General features: G+C 55.8%; 19 protein-coding genes. 10 read left to right on the forward strand and 9 right to left on the reverse strand.

Translation table 11 applies throughout. The annotated features are described in order from the left end of the window. The first annotated feature begins 56 nt into the window (after positions 1–56). The 3 genes from neuC to TW80_RS09190 are packed head-to-tail and all read left to right on the forward strand — an operon-like array spanning position 57 to position 3,704. Positions 57–1,181: a UDP-N-acetylglucosamine 2-epimerase gene (gene neuC / locus TW80_RS09180; protein WP_045996906.1), complete on the forward strand. Its 1,125-nt coding sequence runs from the start codon at positions 57–59 to the stop codon at positions 1,179–1,181. Further along, on the forward strand, positions 1,165–2,424 hold the full coding sequence (locus TW80_RS09185; protein ID WP_052700936.1) for a 3-deoxy-D-manno-octulosonic acid transferase: 1,260 nt from the start codon (positions 1,165–1,167) through the stop codon (positions 2,422–2,424). Before neuC ends, TW80_RS09185 begins: the two co-directional genes overlap by 17 nt. Further along, complete coding sequence (locus tag TW80_RS09190; protein WP_045996908.1) at positions 2,421–3,704, forward strand: 3-deoxy-D-manno-octulosonic acid transferase; 1,284 nt, start codon at positions 2,421–2,423, stop codon at positions 3,702–3,704. The genes TW80_RS09185 and TW80_RS09190 overlap by 4 nt, the downstream gene beginning before the upstream one ends. Here TW80_RS09190 and modC read toward each other — a convergent pair. Genes modC through TW80_RS09210 form a run of 4 tightly spaced genes read right to left on the reverse strand, consistent with a single transcriptional unit; the run spans position 3,701 to position 7,393 of the window. Then, positions 3,701–4,762, reverse strand: a complete 1,062-nt coding sequence (gene modC / locus TW80_RS09195) for a molybdenum ABC transporter ATP-binding protein (protein WP_045996909.1) — start codon at positions 4,760–4,762, stop codon at positions 3,701–3,703. The genes TW80_RS09190 and modC overlap by 4 nt on opposite strands. Next, the gene (gene modB / locus TW80_RS09200) at positions 4,762–5,457 is read right to left on the reverse strand and encodes a molybdate ABC transporter permease subunit (protein ID WP_045996910.1); all 696 of its coding nucleotides are present in this window, start codon (positions 5,455–5,457) and stop codon (positions 4,762–4,764) included. The genes modC and modB overlap by 1 nt, the downstream gene beginning before the upstream one ends. Further along, positions 5,454–6,194: a molybdate ABC transporter substrate-binding protein gene (modA, locus tag TW80_RS09205; RefSeq protein WP_045996911.1), complete on the reverse strand. Its 741-nt coding sequence runs from the start codon at positions 6,192–6,194 to the stop codon at positions 5,454–5,456. Before modA ends, modB begins: the two co-directional genes overlap by 4 nt. 41 nt (positions 6,195–6,235) lie before the next feature. Continuing rightward, positions 6,236–7,393, reverse strand: a complete 1,158-nt coding sequence (locus TW80_RS09210) for an acetoin utilization protein AcuC (RefSeq protein ID WP_045997140.1) — start codon at positions 7,391–7,393, stop codon at positions 6,236–6,238. A gap of 34 nt (positions 7,394–7,427) precedes the next feature. Between TW80_RS09210 and TW80_RS09215 the strand changes: the two genes are divergently transcribed. From TW80_RS09215 to ptsP, 4 genes are all read left to right on the forward strand, one after another. Next, on the forward strand, positions 7,428–7,901 hold the full coding sequence (locus TW80_RS09215) for an NUDIX hydrolase (protein WP_045996912.1): 474 nt from the start codon (positions 7,428–7,430) through the stop codon (positions 7,899–7,901). A gap of 42 nt (positions 7,902–7,943) precedes the next feature. After that, on the forward strand, positions 7,944–8,348 hold the full coding sequence (locus TW80_RS09220) for a DUF1178 family protein (protein WP_045996913.1): 405 nt from the start codon (positions 7,944–7,946) through the stop codon (positions 8,346–8,348). A 100-nt stretch (positions 8,349–8,448) separates the two neighbouring features. After that, positions 8,449–9,687, forward strand: a complete 1,239-nt coding sequence (locus TW80_RS09225) for an aspartate kinase (RefSeq protein ID WP_045996914.1) — start codon at positions 8,449–8,451, stop codon at positions 9,685–9,687. A gap of 35 nt (positions 9,688–9,722) precedes the next feature. Continuing rightward, entirely contained in the window at positions 9,723–11,966 is a 2,244-nt protein-coding gene (ptsP, locus tag TW80_RS09230; RefSeq protein ID WP_045996915.1) for a phosphoenolpyruvate--protein phosphotransferase, read from the forward strand. Here the strand turns inward: ptsP and TW80_RS09235 are convergent. Then, positions 11,957–12,748 carry an EcsC family protein gene (locus tag TW80_RS09235; RefSeq protein WP_045996916.1) on the reverse strand — a complete coding sequence of 264 codons (792 nt, stop codon included), beginning with the start codon at positions 12,746–12,748 and terminating at the stop codon, positions 11,957–11,959. The genes ptsP and TW80_RS09235 overlap by 10 nt on opposite strands. A 21-nt stretch (positions 12,749–12,769) precedes the next feature. Beyond that, positions 12,770–13,279 carry a GNAT family N-acetyltransferase gene (locus tag TW80_RS09240; protein ID WP_045996917.1) on the reverse strand — a complete coding sequence of 170 codons (510 nt, stop codon included), beginning with the start codon at positions 13,277–13,279 and terminating at the stop codon, positions 12,770–12,772. A gap of 69 nt (positions 13,280–13,348) precedes the next feature. On the opposite strand from TW80_RS09240, the gene TW80_RS09245 reads away from it, so the two are divergent. Then, a complete protein-coding gene (locus tag TW80_RS09245; protein ID WP_045996918.1) occupies positions 13,349–13,957 on the forward strand; it encodes a flavin reductase family protein in 609 nt (202 codons plus the stop codon). On the opposite strand, the gene TW80_RS09250 is transcribed toward TW80_RS09245, so the two are convergent. From TW80_RS09250 to TW80_RS09260, 3 genes are all read right to left on the reverse strand, one after another. Beyond that, on the reverse strand, positions 13,954–14,202 hold the full coding sequence (locus tag TW80_RS09250; protein WP_204218481.1) for a peptidase: 249 nt from the start codon (positions 14,200–14,202) through the stop codon (positions 13,954–13,956). The genes TW80_RS09245 and TW80_RS09250 overlap by 4 nt on opposite strands. 74 nt (positions 14,203–14,276) lie before the next feature. Continuing rightward, entirely contained in the window at positions 14,277–15,197 is a 921-nt protein-coding gene (locus TW80_RS09255) for a calcium/sodium antiporter (RefSeq protein WP_045997142.1), read from the reverse strand. A 96-nt stretch (positions 15,198–15,293) separates the two neighbouring features. Continuing rightward, positions 15,294–16,910: a SulP family inorganic anion transporter gene (locus TW80_RS09260; RefSeq protein ID WP_045996919.1), complete on the reverse strand. Its 1,617-nt coding sequence runs from the start codon at positions 16,908–16,910 to the stop codon at positions 15,294–15,296. Positions 16,911–17,085: 175 nt separating this feature from the next. Here TW80_RS09260 and TW80_RS09265 point away from each other — a divergent pair, with 175 nt between their 5' ends. Together TW80_RS09265 and TW80_RS09270 are read left to right on the forward strand one after the other, a co-directional pair. After that, positions 17,086–17,952 carry an S-methyl-5'-thioadenosine phosphorylase gene (locus TW80_RS09265; protein ID WP_045996920.1) on the forward strand — a complete coding sequence of 289 codons (867 nt, stop codon included), beginning with the start codon at positions 17,086–17,088 and terminating at the stop codon, positions 17,950–17,952. Positions 17,953–17,962: 10 nt separating this feature from the next. Further along, the gene (locus TW80_RS09270) at positions 17,963–18,493 is read left to right on the forward strand and encodes an adenine phosphoribosyltransferase (RefSeq protein WP_045996921.1); all 531 of its coding nucleotides are present in this window, start codon (positions 17,963–17,965) and stop codon (positions 18,491–18,493) included. Positions 18,494–18,968 lie beyond the last annotated feature (475 nt).

Raw genomic sequence — 18,968 nt, forward strand, 5'->3', positions numbered from 1 at the left:
TTTCGCGAACCGGCTGAGTAATCTGACCGCCAATAACTGACTCATTTGGACACCCTATGGCGCGATCTATTTTATTTGTGACTGGCACGCGTGCTGACTTTGGCAAGCTGGAGCCACTGGCAATTGCGGCCCGCGACAATGGGTTTGACACCTCATTTTTTGTCACCGGCATGCATATGCTCGCGCAATACGGCCTGACCAAGCTTGAGGTCCATCGGACCCCCGGCGTTGCGGTGCATGAGTTTTTGAATCAGCGCGCTGGTGATCCGCAAGATATGATCCTGGCCAAGACAGTCATTGGCTTCTCTGATTTCATCAAAGAGCACGCGCCTGACCTTGTTGTGATACACGGAGACCGCGTCGAGGCATTGGCCTGCGCCTTGGTGTGTGCGACAAACTATGTGCGCTGTGCACATATCGAAGGGGGCGAAGTCTCGGGCACAATCGACGAGATATATCGTCACTGTAACAGCAAGCTGGCAAGCGCGCATTTCGTATCGTCAGAAGATGCGGCCAAGCGGGTTATGTCGTTGGGCGAGGCACAAGATGACATTCACCCGATTGGATCGCCTGAGCTAGATTTTCATGCTGGCGCGTCGGGTGTCACCATGGCCGAAGTAAAGGAACGTTACGCCCTGCCCTTTGACGACTTTGGCATTTGTGTTTTTCACCCGGTCACATCTGAGGCTGAAACGATGGGCGCGCAGGCGGACGCTTTGTTCGCCGCGCTTGATCGGTCCGGCAAAAATTTCGTTGTGATTGCCCCGAACAACGACCCCGGCTCTGCCAGCATTTTTGCAGCGATTGACCGCTTGCCGTCGGATCGGTTCCGAGTGTTGCCGTCGATGCGATTTGCCCATTTTTCCGAGCTCATGAAGAACGCAAGTGCAATGATCGGCAATTCTTCGGCTGGGGTGCGCGAGGCGCCATTTATCGGGGTGCCTTCGCTTGATATCGGGTCCCGCCAAACGAACCGTGCGAAATCTCCGTCGGTGTTTTTTGCGGATGCGTCAGAGATCGATAAGATTGACGCGTTTTTGAACAATGAATGGGGCAAAGCCTATCCGCGCCATGATGCCTTTGGTGGGGGGAGTGCCGCTGAACGTTTTACTGCCGTGCTCAATACTGATAGCTTCTGGAATGGCAATCTTCAGAAAACTTTTCATGACAGCGCCGACTAAGATGAAACGCGGTTCATTGCTGCGGATCTACTTGGCGGGATCCTATCTGTTTCCGCTGGTGGCAGGTCGCATTTTGCGAAAACGACTGTCAAAGGGGAAAGAGCACCCAACCCGCTGGACAGAAAAGCAAGGGCGCAATCTGGCCCCGCGCCCCAAAGGCCAGTTGGTCTGGCTGCACGCGGTAGGCTTGGGCGAAACGCTCTCTTTGCGCGGATTGATCGCGCGGATGGCGGCCAAGCAACCAGAGCTGTCGTTCCTAGTCACCTCTACCACGCGAGCATCGGCACAAGTGTTTGCCCAAAACCTGCCGCCGCGCACAATACACCAGTTTCTGCCGATTGATGCGCCGCTCTACAGACGTCGGTTCTTGGATCACTTCGAGCCGGATCTATGCATTTGGGCAGAGCAAGATATCTGGCCCGGCTTTGTCAGCGATCTTGCCCAGCGCGATATCCCCCAAGCGATTATCGCGGCGCGCTTGGCAGACAAATCGTTCAAGGCCCATCAGCGGGCAAAGTCGTTATATCGCGATCTCTATCAGGCGATGAAGTTGGTAACGGCCCAAGACGCGACAACCGCCACACATCTTGGGCAATTTGGGGTAGAGGCAGCTATTACTGGGTCGTTAAAACCTGCGGCCCCTGCCCTTTCGCATTCAGAGGCAGAGCTGTCCCAGCTTCGGGCACAAATCGCGGGGCGCTTTACCTGGGTTGTTGCGCCCTCCCACCCAAGAGACGAAGTGATAGCCTGCAAAGCGCATGAGCTCTTGTTGCGCCAGTTGCCTGACGCCCTGCTCATTATCGCGCCGCGCGATCCGAAACGCCCTGAAGAGGCTGATCCAAACATCCCCAGAAAATCGAAATCTCAGCATCCAAAAGCTGACGATCCGGTTTGGCTTTGTGATACTTATGGCGACCTGGGACTGATTTACCGATTGACCGACGCCGCATTGATTGGCGGCACGTTTACCGATGTCGAAGGGCATAACCCATGGGAAGCCGCAGCCCTAAACACCGCGATATTGCATGGCCCGCGATACGGTAATTTCACGTCTGACTTTGCGCAGCTACATGCCAGCAACGCCGCAATCTCAGTGAAGACACCCGAAGATATTGCAAACGCCCTGCTCAACGCCGATTTAGCTGATCTGGCCGCGCGCGCTTCAACTGTGGTTGAAAAGGCTTCGCTATCGACTGATCAGCTCGCGCTTGATCTGCTTGGGCTGTTAAGGACACCTAAATGAAACAGTTCCCCCCAATAAAGCTACGTATCGCGATGGCGCTGTACGAGGTCATCTGGTGGCTCTTGCTGCCCTTTGCGCTATTATATTTGCGCCGCCGTGGCCGCAAAGATCCGCTTTATGCGCAACATCTAGGCGAACGTTTTGGCCGTTATGGCAGTGCACTTACTCACCCCGTTTGGGTGCATGCAGTTTCACTGGGCGAAATGCGTTCGGCTACGCCCCTGATCCGCGCCTTGCTCGATCGCGGAGAAACGGTGCTAACCACACATTTCACCCCGGCGGGCCGACGCGAGGCAGAACGCGAATTCGCGAGCGAAATTGCACAAGGCAAGGTCAGGTCGATCTGGGTGCCGCTGGAACTGGGGTTTGCGTACCGCCGCTTTATTCGCCATTTCGCGCCCAAATATGGGCTCGTCATGGAGATCGAGGTCTGGCCCCGCATGATTATTGCATGTCGCAAACTGGGCACACCGCTGTTTATGTGCAACGCGCAGTACCCGCAAAAGAGCTTTGACAAAGACACCCAAGGGCTTGGACTGCGTGCTGCGCTGATGGGCGGTTTTGCCGGGGGCTTTGTGAAATCCGCAGATCAGCGCGATAGGTTTGCGGCGGCTGGGATGGATAACATCCATATCACTGGCGAATTGCGGTTTGAGCAACCCATACCGCAAGCCCACCTGATTGCAGCGCAAGAGGTTCAACAGGAATTGGTCGATGGCCGCCCCAGCTTTACCCTGACTTCTGTGGTTGAGGGCGAAGACCCGATCTATATTGACATGATCCGCAACACGCCTGATGCGTTTTTCGTCTATGTTCCCCGTGCGCCCGAACGCTTTGACGAGGTGGCGCAAATGCTCGGGGATGCAGGGATTAGTTTTGCACGCAGGTCCGATATTCTTGACGATCAGCTCAAACTTAAATCTGCCGCACCTGCCTGCAATGTCCTGCTGGGGGACAGTATGGGCGAGATGTATTTTTATCTTTCGCTCGCGGATCGGGCCATCGTTGGCGGTGGGTTCGTCACCAAAGGCGCGCACAACGTAATCGAGCCGATCGCCCTGCGGAAACCTGTCATTGTTGGTCCACACATATGGACAATCGCCTACCCAGCCCAAGAGGCCATCGCTGCTGGCGTTTGTCATAATGTGCAAACCCCTGCTGAATTGCTAGGCGCAGTGCAGCACCCCGTTGAGGTAACAGACCAGCAAATCACGCAATTCTACCAAGATCACGCAGGATCTGTCACAAAGACTTTGGACGCGATTGAACGCTCAGTTTAGGTTCCAATATCCTGCGGCCCCACGGCGGTTGCCTTGATAATCGCATAGAGCTGCTGACCCACAGCCAATTCCATGCGTCCCGCGCTGCGCCGGGTGACGCGCGCAAGCAGATGGTCGTCGCCCGCCTTGAGGCCCACAGCAACACCCGGCCCGCGCCCCGGATTGATCTGTGTAATCGTGACGGGCAACACGTTAAGCGCGCTCATATTGCCGGGCACATCGCGTGACAGGATTACATCCTGCGCCGGAATTCGGACGCGCACATGCTGGCCGATTTCCCCCAATTGCCCCGGTAAAACCAAACGACCGCCAGAGAATTGCAATTCCGTCAGGTCGTCATCTAGCAACCGCCCGGCAACCTTGGTCACGATGACTGCACCTGCGGCACGGGTTCCAATCACGGGAACGACATCTGCGCGCGACAGCACCTGCCCAACGGGTCCAGCAACAGCGACTTGGCCCACGTCTAATACAATCACCGTTGTGGCAAGCCGGGCGACCTCTGACACATCGTGGCTGACATAGACAATGGGAATGCGTGTCTCGTCCCTGAGCCTTTCAAAATATGGTAATATCTCGGATTTACGTTGCGCGTCTAATGCCGCCAGTGGCTCATCCATCAACAAGACCTGCGGATCGCACATAAGCGCGCGCCCCAACGCGACCCTTTGGCGTTCACCGCCTGACAATCCAGCGGGTCTGCGCCCTAACAGCTGCGTCAGCCCAAGGATATCAATCACGCGTTCTGCGTCATGTCTGCCGCCATAGGTCAAATTCTGATAGACCGTCATATGCGGGAATAGCCGCGCGTCCTGAAACACATATCCCACACGCCTCTTTTGCGGGGGCAGATTAATCCGGCGGCTGGCATCAAAGATCACAGTGCCATCCACGGCAATGCGCCCCGCGTCCGGTGTGACCAACCCGGCAATTGCATTCACCAGCGTCGTTTTTCCCGACCCCGAGCGCCCAAAGACAGCGGTCACACCATCGGGTGCCTCAAATGTCGCATTCAATTGAAATGCACCCTGGGATTTTCGCACATCAATTTCTAGCATCAGCGACCAACCTTGCGCACGGCGCGCTGTGCTAGCCATTCAGACAGCAGCAACGCCCCCATCGCCAAGATCACAGCCACGATTACCAACCCGAGAACCGCACCTTCGGCACCGGGCACTTGCAGCAACCCGTAGATCGCTGATGGTATCGTCTGCGTCTGCCCCGGAATCGCCGCAACAAAGGTGATTGTCGCCCCAAATTCGCCCAGCGCTTTGGCGAACCCCAAGACTGCGCCAGCGAGAACACTTGGCGTGATGAGCGGCAGTGTCACAGTCATAAAAATGCGCAAACGCGACGCCCCCAAGGTCGCCGCTGCTTCCTCAAGCCCTGGATCGACCGCCTCGATCCCGAGCCGGATGGCACGCACCATAAGCGGAAACGCCATCACTGCTGCTGCCAATGCAGCACCAGTCCAGCGAAAGCCAAAACTGATCCCGAATGTCGCCTCAAGAAACGCGCCGACAGGTGCGTTTTTGCTAAAGATGACAAGCAACAAATACCCCGTCACCACGGGCGGCAGCACCAAGGGTAAATGTACGATACCGTTCAAAATCTGACGCCCCGGAAAGCGTTTGCGCGCCAAGACATAGGCAACCCCGACAGCCACTGGCAACGCCGCGATCATGGCCACCACAGCCACCCGAATGGACAGGGCAATGACTGTCCATTCTTGCGGGCCAAGCCCCGCAATCATTGTGCGACTGGCGGCAAAAATCCCGCCTCTTGGAGTATCGCCTGCCCTGCCTCAGACCGAAAGTATGCGATAAATTCTACAGCCTGATCAGACGCATCATTTGTCAGCGCAGCAGTGTAACGGATGGGGGCATGAGCCTCTGGTGGAAATTGGGCAACGACCTGTAGATCATTGGCGATCCGCACATCCGTAGCGTAGACGATCCCCAATGGCGCCTGCCCCCGCGCAACCAACGCCAGTGCCGCGCGCACATTGTCGACTTCGGCCAATTGATCGCGAACTGCGTCCCATAGGTCTAGATAAATCAGCGCTTCTTTTGCGTATATCCCCGCTGGTACAGCCCTTGTTAGCCCCACGGCAAGTCGCCCACCCTGCAAAGCCGCAGCAAGTGACGCATGGTCCAATTGCACTGGCGGTTGACCAGGCCCACCAATCAAGACCAAGCTATTGCTTGCAAAACCAAAGACCGATTGCGGCTGAACATGTCCACCATCGCGCAAGAATGTCATCCAATCGGAATTGGCCAGCATGACCACATCTGCCGGGGCACCTATGCTGATTTGTCGCGCAAGTGTCCCACTACCGCCGTATGATACGACCGCACCGGGGAATTCTGCGACGATTGCATCGACAGGTTCCTTGAGGCTCGCCGCAGCAAAGATTGTGACTTCTGCACGTGCAACCTGCCCCGCAAAAAGCGTAGCCCACAGAATTACAAAGAAAAGTCGGTTTAACATGCGCAGACTATCGGTGGCTTCGACACAGGGCGCAAGAGGCGCTAGACCCAGATGCGCAAGGCAGAGCCGAGCACGCGCAAGTCGCGCCGAATTTCGCCGCTGATTGCGCCATTGCGCGGCTCATCACGGATTGTCGTTAGCCAATGCTTCTGCGGGGATTGATTGCGGCGGTGGGTTTTCCACGTCAAGTCAGCCAAGACCGACTGGGCATCAACAGGCAACCGATCAGGAATTTCGATGCCGTTCAACGTGGCCCAAACCCCAGACCATAAACGGCCAACTGACCACGGGTTGTACCCTCCGCCACCCAGAACCAAATAGCGCGGCGCGATCGTGGCCAGTGCGGCAACAATTGACCAATGCGCATTATTTGACAGGCATAGCCGGGATTGCGGGTCTTCGGTGACCGCGTCGGCACCGCACTGCAAGACAATCGCATCTGGCCGAAATGCTGCGACCGCAGTTAGCAACAATTCATCACGCACGAGCGCCATATCATCGTCATGCATCCCCGCAGGCACTGGCAAGTTATAGACCTGACCGACGCCTCGGTCGCTCAATGCGCCCGTTCGGGGCCAACGGTTTGCCTCGTGCACAGATAGCAGCAGCACATCCGGCTCTTCGGCAAAGGCGTATTCGACCCCATCCGCGTGATGGGCATCTATATCAACATAGGCAACGCGCTGCGCGCCATTGCGGCGAAGCGACTGGATCGCGAGGACCGGATCGTTCAGATAGCAAAACCCGTTCGCCCGATCAGGCATTCCATGATGCGTACCACCACCGGGCGAGAAAATCGTTCCACCTTTGGCCAATAACTCTCCGGCTAACAGCGACGCACCCGCAGCTGTTGCGGGGCGCCGAAACATCTCGGGGAATACGGGATTGGAAGGGGTGCCCAGACCGAAACGCGCGCGTGTGGCTTCGGTTACAGATTGATCACGTTCCGCTTGGACGAGCGCGGCCAAGTAAGCGGGCGTATGAAACCCGGTCAGTGCGGCAGGCTTGGCCCTTGGGCTTGTGATATACTGCCTCGCAGGTAGCCAGCCCATAGCACGGGTCAGATCCATTACGGTAGAAACACGCGGAACGCGCAATGGATGCCACGCCCCGTAGCTTGAGTTCCGATATATCTCGGAGCCTATGAACCTCGGGAAAGGGCTTGCCTGTATGGGCTGGTCATGCGTAACGTCCGGCATCTTCCGGGGTGTACCCCAAAACGAGAATAGAACCATGGCAAAAATCGCCTTTCGCCAACTTCCGATCAAGCTCAGAACGGGACGAAAGACGGATGTACGCGCGCAGTTTGCTGCACTCTGCTGGCGCATGCACAACGGAAAGCTGGAAATCTGTATTGTAACAACCCGCAATACGGGGCGATGGATTTTGCCCAAAGGTTGGCCAATGCATAAACAAACCCCAGCGCAGGCCGCCGCCACAGAAGCCTATGAAGAAGCAGGGATTACCGGCGATGCAACCGACCGCTGCCTTGGGGTTTATAGCTATGTCAAACCTCTCAAAACGGGTGAGGCGCCGATTGTCGTGATGGTCTACCCGGTGCACGCCCGCAACGTGCTCAGCGACTGGCCCGAAAAAGGACAGCGCAAGCGCAAATGGCTAAGCCCCAAAAAGGCTGCGAAAAAACTACAGGAACCAGAGCTGAAGCGGATTGTCGCGTCATTCAAACCACAGAATTTCCTGCACTAACGACAAGCTTGCAAGCGCCAGTAAAACGCCTATTTAACAATCATGATCCGCTTCAATCTCAAATGTGACCAAGACCATGCTTTTGAAAGCTGGTTTCAATCTGGCGATGCTTTTGACAAGCTTAGCAAAGCCGGAATGATCAATTGTGAAACCTGCGGATCGTCAGTCGTGACCAAATCGATCATGGCACCCTCGGTCAGTACTTCGAACCGAATCGCCGCGCCAAAATCTGAGGCGAATCCGATCGAAGAGTTACGCAAAAAGGTCGAGAGCACGTCAGATTATGTCGGCAGCGATTTCGCCAAAGAAGCTCGCGACATGCATGACGGGGTCAAACCTGAACGCCCAATCTATGGCGAGGCCAAGATGGAAGAGGCGAAAAAACTGGTTGATGATGGCATCCCGGTTCTACCTCTGCCTTTTATTCCAAAGAAAAAGACGAATTAGTCGCGCCTAAACATGTCGGTTGCGCATTGCTCTATTGCGCACACCCCATTAAGACACCTGCGGAATTACTACAGGGGTGGAAACCTCGGGGGACACGACCATGCCAACGCTTGTTATGAAATTTGGCGGCACATCGGTTGCCAATCTGGACCGGATCGCCCGCGCGGCAAAACGCGTCGCCGTCGAAGTTGCCAACGGATACGACGTTATTGTCATCGTTTCGGCGATGTCCGGCAAGACCAACGAATTGGTTGGCTGGGTAAATGAAACCTCACCACTATATGACGCGCGCGAATATGACGCGATTGTTTCATCGGGTGAAAACGTCACTGCTGGCCTGATGGCGCTACGCCTGCAAGAGATGGATATCCCCGCCCGTAGCTGGCAAGGCTGGCAAGTACCCGTTAAGACGACTTCGGCGCACTCCAGTGCCCGGATCGAAGAAATCCCAACCGACAATATCAACGCCAAATTTGGCGAAGGCATGAAAGTCGCCGTTGTCGCCGGTTTCCAAGGGATCAGCCCCGAAGGACGTATCACGACATTGGGCCGCGGCGGCTCTGATACGACTGCGGTTGCCTTTGCTGCGGCCTTTGGCGCGGAACGTTGCGACATCTATACCGATGTTGACGGTGTCTACACAACAGACCCGCGGATCACCAAAAAGGCGCGCAAGCTCGACAAAATTGCATTTGAAGAAATGCTAGAGCTAGCGTCATTGGGCGCGAAAGTATTGCAAACGCGCTCTGTCGAATTGGCAATGCGTTACAAGGTGCGCCTGCGCGTACTATCATCATTCGAAGAACCATCGGACGACGCAGGGACGCTCGTCTGCGATGAGGAGGAAATCATGGAATCCAACGTCGTGGCCGGTGTGGCCTATTCTCGTGACGAAGCAAAAATGACCCTCATTTCGGTTGCAGACCGCCCCGGAATCGCAGCCGCGATTTTTGGCCCGCTGTCCGATGCAGGCGTCAACGTCGATATGATCGTTCAAAATATCTCAGAAGAGGGTCGGACAGATATGACCTTCTCTTGTCCTGTTGATCAGGTGATGCGCGCTGAAAAAGCGATGCAAGAAGCCAAGGACAAAGGCGATATCAATTTCCACGATATGGTCTCTGATGAAGGCGTCGCCAAAGTATCCGTGGTCGGCATCGGAATGCGCAGCCATACAGGCGTTGCTGCTAAAATGTTCGAGGTTTTATCCGCTGAAGGTGTGAACATTAAGGTCATCACAACCTCAGAGATCAAAATTTCCGTCCTCATCGACAGAAAATACATGGAACTTGCCGTTCAGGCCCTGCATGATGCATTCGAATTGGAAAAGGCTGGCTGATCTGAAACGATTGGTCTGCCTCACACGGGGGACCAATGCCAGAACGGATTGAAACCGAAAGCCGCAAGCTGCTTGGCCGTCTGCGAGAGGCGCTCGCTGCCGATAACGAAGGCCAGGCGCGGCTCGACGAAGTTGTTGAGCTCATTGCAACCTCGATGATGACCGAGGTTTGCTCGATTTATCTATTCCGTGATCCAGAAACGCTCGAGCTATGCGCAACCAAAGGTTTGCAAGCAGAAGCCGTTCACCAAACCCGTATGCGCCTTGGCGAGGGCCTTGTTGGTCGCACCGCCAAAAGCCGCACGGTCATTAACACTGCCGATGCCCCCGCCGAAAAAGGGTTCCGTTACATGCCGGAAACCGGCGAGGAACGCTATTCATCCTTCTGCGGTGTGCCCATTCAGCGCTTAGGCGATTCTCTTGGGGTGCTTGTTGTACAATCCAAAGCCGCACGCGAATTCACCGCAGACGAGGTCTATGCGCTTGAAATCGTGGCAATGGTTTTGGCGGAAATGACCGAACTAGGTGCCTTTGTCGGCGAAGGCGCAGCCCTTTCTGCCCGCCACCAACAACATGTTCTATTGCGTGGCTCCGTCGCCCAAGAAGGCACGAGCGAAGGCAAGGTTTACCTGCACGAACCGCGTGTGGTTGTGACAAACCCCATCTCTGACGATCCGGATATCGAACTGGCGCGACTGCGTGACGGCGTCAATGAACTGCGATCAACCGTCGACAGCATGCTGCTAGGTGCCCACTCGACCGATTCTGACCAGACCGAAATTCTCGAAGCCTATCGCATGTTCGCGAACTCGGGCAGTTGGATGCGGCGCATGGAAGCCGATGTAATCAGCGGGCTTTCTGCCGAAGCAGCCGTCGAAAAAGAGCAATCGCTCGCGCGTAGTCGCCTAAGCAAAGCGGGCGATTCCTATATGCGCGAGCGCCTGCACGATCTGGACGACCTGTCGAACCGCCTATTGCGGATTCTCACAGGCCAAGGTGCCGACGCCCGAAACGATATGCCCGAGAACGCAATTCTTGTCGCGCGCAACATTGGCCCCGGCGAGTTGTTGGAATACGGTAAGACGCTCAAAGGTATCGTCCTCGAAGAGGGCTCTGTCGGCAGCCACGCCACAGTGATCGCACGGGCGTGGGCTATCCCGCTGGTGATCAACGCAAAGGGCGTCACCCGCGAGGCCCTAAATGGCGACACCATCTTGGTTGATGGCGACCAGGGTATTGCGCACCTGCGGCCTGATGAAACCGTCCATACCGCATTCCGTGACAAGTTGGCGATGCAAACCCGCGCCCAAGAACGCTATGCTTCGATCCGTGATCTACCGGCGACAACGAAATGCGGCACTACGATTTCGCTTCAAATGAACGCAGGGCTGATTGCGGACCTTCCCTCGCTAGAAGGGTCCGGCGCCGAAGGCGTGGGCCTGTTCCGGACGGAACTACAGTTTCTGGTCCGAAATAAGATGCCCCGCCGCGCAGAGCTATCGGCGCTTTATTCGCGTGTTGTGTCTTCGGCCAAGGGCAAGCGCGTCGCGTTTCGGACACTGGACATCGGTTCGGACAAAGTTCTACCGTATATGAAGCCCAACGACGAACCAAACCCGGCTATGGGTTGGCGCGCGATCCGGGTTGGTTTGGACAAACCCGGCGTCTTGCGGATGCAACTGCAAGCCCTGCTGCGCGCGGCCGACGGCGGACCTCTGGCGGTGATGTTTCCCTTCATCACCCAGCTCGAGGAATTTCGCGCAGCCAAAGCGGAAATGGACAAGGCGATCGAGCGTGAAAAGATTTTGGGGCACAACTTGCCATCCACGCTCGAGGTCGGTGCGATGCTGGAAACACCATCGCTTGGTTTTGCACCGGATGTGTTCTTTGACGAGGTCGATTTCATCTCGATCGGCGGGAATGACCTGAAACAATTCTTCTTTGCTGCGGATCGCGAAAATGAACGCGTGCGCAAGCGTTACGATACGCTGAATGTCAGTTTTCTGTCGTTCATTTCGCAGGTGATTGAACGCTGCAATAAATCCAACACGGCCCTGTCGTTTTGCGGCGAGGATGCCGGACGCCCGGTCGAAGCCCTGTGCCTCGCAGCTTTAGGAATGCGGACTTTGTCGATGCGCCCGGCCTCTGTTGGTCCGGTCAAACATCTGCTGCGGCGGGTTGATCTGAATGAGGTCAAGCAAGTCATGGACGATGCTATCGCGCGTGGCGATCAATCCGTCAGACGGGCCGTCGCCGATTGGTTGGTCTATCAGGTCTGATCAGACAAAGCCGCATGAAATGCTTCGGTGACTTGGGCATCCCCGTGGATACGCCCAAGTTTTCGCAATCCGAAATGCACATGGGCCAGCGAGACGTAGTAATCGACAAAGGCATAATTTGTGCCCGCCCCAGCAGCAGCGCCCAAAATTGGCACTGTTTGCGCGGCAAGCTTTTGTGACATGACAGCAGCAAATTGAGGCGCGACCTTGCGGATAAACCCGTGAACAGCCGCACCCGATAGCCCAAGACGCGCCCCGATAAAGGCCGTATCCAATCCATCGTCTTGCTCACCCGGGCCACCTGAACCAAACACCGCCAGACAGGCGACACGAGTTTCTACAGCATCAGGATCTTCGCCATAGCTTTCGGCGACATGTAGCACAGCACGGAAAATGACCGTCGTGGCAACCGGCAATTCGGCCAGCGCTGTGGGCAAACCACCCAGTCCACCAATCGCGCCTGACACGGTGCTAAGCGCCTTGTGAACCCGATCAGAACCAACAGAGCGCCCCAAGCCGCCCCGCGACTTTGCCGCTACGGTGTAGCTGTGCTCTAGAGCTTTTCGCGCGGCTATCTCGACCTGATTGCGAAATCCGGCAGGCAGCATCTTAAGCCCATCTTCGACTTGCCCACCGACCGTAGATATCGCTTTGATCAGCAGCCCACCCGCCTGTTTTTGCTTGCGCGCAAGCGCGACAATTTCATCTAGCGCGGCGTGATCCAGTGGTTCTGGCAATTGCGGGGCGAGAACTGTCGCGGGTTCGTGATCAAAGGCTTTCATAGCCTTAAGATGGGGATCATTTCAGGATTTACAATCAGTCGCTTGGGTCACGACACCAACAACGCCATCCCAAGCCCCGTCACGCAACGCCAGCCCAAGCACCCGATCAGGGTTGGTGGGTGGCGGCATTTCAACCCCGTTCAGCTTGGCAAACCCAAATCGCTGATAGTACGGCGCATCGCCGACCAACATGATCCGATCCCAGCCGTGTTGCGCCGCCACAGCCAGACATTGGCGCATGAGCATGGCTGCAACGCCTTCGCCTTGGCGGGTCGGATGCACCGCAATCGGCCCCAGCAAAACGACCAAGCTACCATCAATACACACAGGCCAATTGCGCACGGCCCCCGCGAGCACACCGTTTTCGTCACGGGCCGTGATACAAAGCGGTGCTATTGGTGCCACACCGTCGCGCAAACGATACGATGACAGGGCGGATCGGCCCGGCGCAAAGCACAAATCATAGAGCGCTTCGACCTCCCACCAGTCGGCAGCCGTTTCTTCGGCCATTGTCATTGCGGCTTGCTGCATTATTCTTTCACATGGCCAGTCTCGTCGGGGCAAGCTACCTGTTCGTAAACCCAAGGAAAAGACAACACGATGTACTACGAGCCAAAAAATGGACACGGCCTACCGCATAACCCATTCAATGCAATTGTTTCTCCACGTCCTATTGGCTGGATTTCAACGCGCGGTGCAGATGGACAAGATAACCTTGCGCCTTATTCATTCTTTAACGCGGTTGCGTATGAGCCGCCGCAGGTGATGTTTTCATCAACCAGCGCGAAGCCAGACCGCGACGGGACCAAGGACACTGTTGCGCATATCCGCGAAACCGGGGTGTTTGCGGTCAACATCGTTGAATTTGCGGACCGGGACGTGATGAACCAGACCTCTGGCCCATGGGACAAAGGCACCGATGAATTCACACTCGCTGGCGTTCCCAAGGCTGAGTGCACCCAGATCCCCTGCCCGCGCGTCGCGAATGCACCTGCATCGCTTGAATGCAAACTGACCGAAATCGTGTCTTTGCCAGGCGGCGCAACCTTTGCTGTCTTTGGCGAGGTCGTGGGTGTGCATCTACGCGATGATTGCATGACTGATGGCTATTTCGACGTCACAAAATTCGGCATGCTCGCGCGGATGGGCTACCAAGACTACGCAGTCATTCAGGACACCTTTACCCTAAAACGACCGGGCCAAAGCTAGGCCGCGACCACGAAATACCGGGCGATGCCGTAGACGTATAGTGCCGTAAAGAGCATGTTGATGTATTTGAGCTGGCGCTCGTTTCTGAGCCAGCCACAGTACATCCAGATCAAGCAAAATGGCAGACTAAATAGCATCGCCCCGAGTTGCCAACCCTGCACCACGCAAATCGTGCTGGCGATCCCCAAGGCGAATGCAACCCATTTCAGTTGCTGCTCGTACACAGCAAATGTCATCAGTGTCATTGATATCGTTTTCTTTGGTAATGTCCGCCGTGGACCCGGCGAGTGACACTATTTGATTAGCGCGAAATTTGCGTTCAAGCAACAATTGCAACGACATAACACGTGTAGCCAGCGACAAACAAAAATCCGACCCAGCGTGGAACTTGCCCCCAGAACCTTGCCCCGATTGCCGGGGCGACCGCAGCGATGATAAAGGCTCCAAGCGTAACGCCTGCCATATCGGCTGGAACCGTCATGGGATAGACTGCTGCCGTCACCCCCAAAATGCCCAGCACATTAAATATGTTAGAGCCAATAATATTTCCGATCGCAATCTCACCCTGACCTTTGCGCGCAGCTAACACCGAAGTCACGAGTTCTGGCAAGGATGTCCCAACAGCGACAATGGTCAGGCCAATGACCGCCTCTGACACGGCGAAGGTACGCGCGATCGCACTGGCACCTTGGACAAGGAATTTCGCCCCGAGCATGACCCCCAAGAGGCCCAATATAAACACCCCAAGACCCACCCAAACTGGCATGCCCGTGGTTTGTTCTTTTGCAGTCCCTTCAGGGCGACCGCTGCGCAAAGTCACAACCAAATAGCCCACAAGCCCGGCAAGACATAGCAGCCCCGCGACGCGACCAATCTGCCCATATAGGATAAACACCGCGCAGAGCGCTGTCGCCCCAATCATCACCATGCCGTCACGTTCTAGCAATGCCCGACCCGGAATTGCGCCCATCGCTGCGGTGATGCCCAAAATCAAAAGGATATTTGCGATATTGCTACCGACAACATTGCCCAACGCGATACCCGAATATCCCTGATAGGCGGCGATCAGGCTGGTCATAAGCTCCGGCATCGACGTACCAAAACCCACAAGCGTTAATCCAATGACAAACGGTGACAACCCGGCACGCTGCGCGACGGCCACTGCCCCGCGCACAAGCACGTCACCACACAGAACAAGGGCCGCAAGCCCTCCGGCAGCGTAAATTGCATCAATAATCATCTTAGATGTCCGTGGCCGTGAACGCGCGGTTGCGGCGCCACTGGCCATATGGGCGCGCCACACATCTGTGGTGCAGCGCGTCCAAATTCAAGGGGGTTAATGTCCGCCCAAGATCCCAGTCTTAACGCCGTAGTCAACGGCCAGCGCATAGTCAGGGTCGTCGTCGCTATCGACGATCAAATGCCCAGCCTTTGCGAGTAGTTGGTGGCAATCATGGCTAAGGTGACGAAGCTGAATGCGTTTTCCAGCAGCCTCGTATTTTCCAGCAATTGCTTCGATCGCTTGCAGCGCTGATTGGTCAACGACGCGGCTTTCGTCAAAGTCGATAATGACCAATGACGGATCTTTTTCGACATCAAACAATTCCGCAAAACCATCCGAAGACCCAAAGAACAGCGGCCCACGAATTTGGTAAACCTTCGCACCTTCTGGCGTTTCATGTGTCTTGGCGTTAATGCGTGTTGCATTGTTCCATGCATAGGCAAGCGCCGAAACGATCACACCAACCACAACGGCGGTCGCCAGATCGGTTGCAACAGTCACGACGGTTACAAGGATCGTGACAAAAGCATCAGTGCGGGGAACTTTGCGTAGGATCGTCAACGAGTTCCAAGCAAAGGTCCCGATCACAACCATGAACATCACCCCAACCAACGCAGCAAGCGGGATTTGCTCGATCAGGCTGCTTGCGAACAAGATGAACATCAGCAGGAACAGCGCCGCCGCAATGCCGGCCACGCGCGTACGACCGCCAGATTTGACGTTGATCATCGACTGACCAATCATGGCGCAACCACCCATACCGCCAAAGAAACCTGTGACAGTGTTCGCTGCACCCTGCGCGATGCATTCTTGACTTGCGCCACCACGGTTGCCCGTCATTTCACCAACAAGGTTCAGTGTCAGCAGGCTTTCGATCAAACCAATCGCAGCAAGGATCAGCGCATATGGCCCAATGATCTCGAGCGTTTCCCACGTCAAAGGCACCATCGGAATATGGAACGGTGGCAGACCGCCTTCGATGCTGGCCAGATCACCGACCAGTGGCACGTCCAGACCAAGGCCAATCACGATCGCAGCAACAATACCGATGCCAGCAAGCGGTGCCGGGACCGCATTTGTCAGCTTTGGAATAAAATAGATGATCGCCATCGTCAGAGCCACCAGCCCCAGCATCAGCGCCAGCGGGCCACCTGACAGCCACTCACCGCCACCGACGCCATGCCCTACGGCCTCGGCTGTGCCGGGCACTTTGAACTGACCCAATTGTGCAAGGAAAATCACAATCGCAAGACCGTTCACAAAACCCAACATCACCGGGTGCGGCACAAGGCGAATAAATTTGCCCCAGCGCATTACGCCAACGAAAATTTGGATCAGGCCCATCAAAACGACAGTCGCAAACAGGTATTCCACCCCGTGCTGCGATACCAAGCTAACCATCACAACGGCCAGCGCCCCGGTCGCTCCCGAGATCATCCCAGGACGACCACCAAAGACCGCCGTAATCAGCCCCACGATAAATGCAGCATAAAGCCCGACCAACGGTGCCACACCCGCAACAAAGGCAAAGGCCACCGCTTCTGGCACAAGAGCAAGTGCAACGGTCAAACCTGACAATACGTCAATCCGAAGCTGTTTCGGGGTCAAAGGTGCGTTTGGATCGCTGATTGATAGACTATCTGCGAAACTCGCCAGTAAAGCGCGGGCCATGGGGAATCCTGTCTAGATGGGGATATTATGCCTGCCCTACCGGACCTGCGCGTAATTGTCACCCCTTGGGGCGTGAGTGCCTTTTATTGTTGCGCCTTCAGCACGACTGCGGGGTTCACATTTGCAACCATCCCGGTCAAACTCAAGCGCGACGAATTCAATGCAGGTGGTTAATATGCAAACGAAAATTGGGATCATTGGTGGATCGGGCATCTATGATATGGACGGACTCGAAGATCCGAAATGGGTCAGCGTCTCAAGCCCTTGGGGCAGCCCATCCGATGACATCCTAACCGGGCGACTGAACGGTGTTGATATGGCCTTCCTGCCGCGCCACGGGCGTGGGCACCTGCATTCGCCGACGACCGTTCCTTACCGCGCCAATATCGATGCGCTCAAGCGCCTAGGCGTCACAGATATCATCAGCGTCAGCGCCTGTGGTTCGTTCAAAGAAGAGCTCGCACCCGGCGACTTTGTCATCGTTGATCAATTTATCGACCGAACCTTTGCACGCGAAAAATCGTTCTTTGGCACGGGTTGCGTTGCACATGTCAGCGTCGCCCACCCCACCTGCGAACGTCTTTCTGACGCTTGCGAAACCGCCGGCCGCGATGCGGGCATCACCGTACACCGGGGTGGCACCTATCTAGCGATGGAAGGGCCGCAGTTTTCCTCCATGGCCGAAAGCAAAATGTACCGCGAATGGGGCTGCGATGTGATTGGTATGACCAACATGCCCGAAGCCAAGCTCGCTCGGGAAGCAGAGATTTGCTATGCCTCAGTCGCGATGATCACAGATTACGATAGTTGGCACCCAGACCATGGGGCAGTGGACATCACCGAAATTATCGCAACGCTACAAGGCAACGGGACCAAAGCCCGCGATCTTGTCTCTCGACTCCCGGCGCTACTCGGGGCAAAACGCGAAACTTGCCCGCACGGCTGTGATCGGGCGCTTGAATATGCGGTAATGACCGCCCTCGAAAAACGCGACCCTGATCTTGTCGCCAAACTAGACGCCGTCGCTGGCCGTATCCTGTAGAAAGACCAACATGAAAACCGTCCAAGATTACATCCGCACCATTCCTGATTTTCCACACGAAGGGATCATGTTCCGCGATGTGACAACATTGTTCAGCGATCCACGTGGTTTTCGGATTGCGATTGATCAACTGCTTCACCCCTATGCGGGACAACCCATCGACAAAGTTGTCGGACTAGAAGCGCGCGGTTTCATCTTGGGCGGCGCCATCGCACACCAACTGGGCAAAGGTTTCGTACCCATCCGTAAAAAAGGCAAACTGCCCGGCAAAACCATCGAACAGGCCTATACGCTCGAATACGGCGAAGCCATCGTCGAAATCCACGACGACGCGCTGCAACCAGGTGAAAAAATTCTGCTCGTCGACGACCTACTTGCCACCGGCGGCACCGCCGAAGCCGGGATCAAACTGATCGAACGCATGGGTGCCGAAGTCGTCGGCTGCGCCTTCGTCATCGACCTACCCGACCTCGGCGGCCGCAAAAGACTTGAAGGCCTTGGAATGGACGTGCACGCACTATGTTCGTTTGAAGGTGAATAGTAACCGAACACTTGGACGGCAGGTTTGCGGGACTTTTCAGACCTTCGCTGCAGTAGCGCCGATGGCCGCTTCAACTGGTCCAGACTGCTGACTAGTAGGGTGGCTTTCAGGCCACATTGCCACAAGCGGCGCTTTTTGCCTCGTTGATGAGCATGCAACTAGCGCTCCGAAGACCCCAAACATACGCGATTTATCATCATATGGATGCCGATTTACGCTTCGCCACGATGTACAACGCTTTAAGGCAGAAAAGGTTCCGTGACGTGAAGTGCCCAAAGCTCATCCGGCTTCTCGCTTTTCCGGCTAACGTATCTTCCAAGACTTGAACGCCCCGCCATTCGTCGCAGCTGCAAACGTTGTTTGGCTCATTTTTGCTCGCCGATGACTGCCGTGCGGGACTTAGCATGAGTAATCTGGCTGCAACGCATGCTTCCAAAGTTTGTCCGATCCAGACTGAGGAAAATTCTCGAGGGCA

It is taken from the genome of Loktanella sp. S4079 (assembly GCF_000967725.1).
Classification (GTDB): domain Bacteria; phylum Pseudomonadota; class Alphaproteobacteria; order Rhodobacterales; family Rhodobacteraceae; genus Yoonia.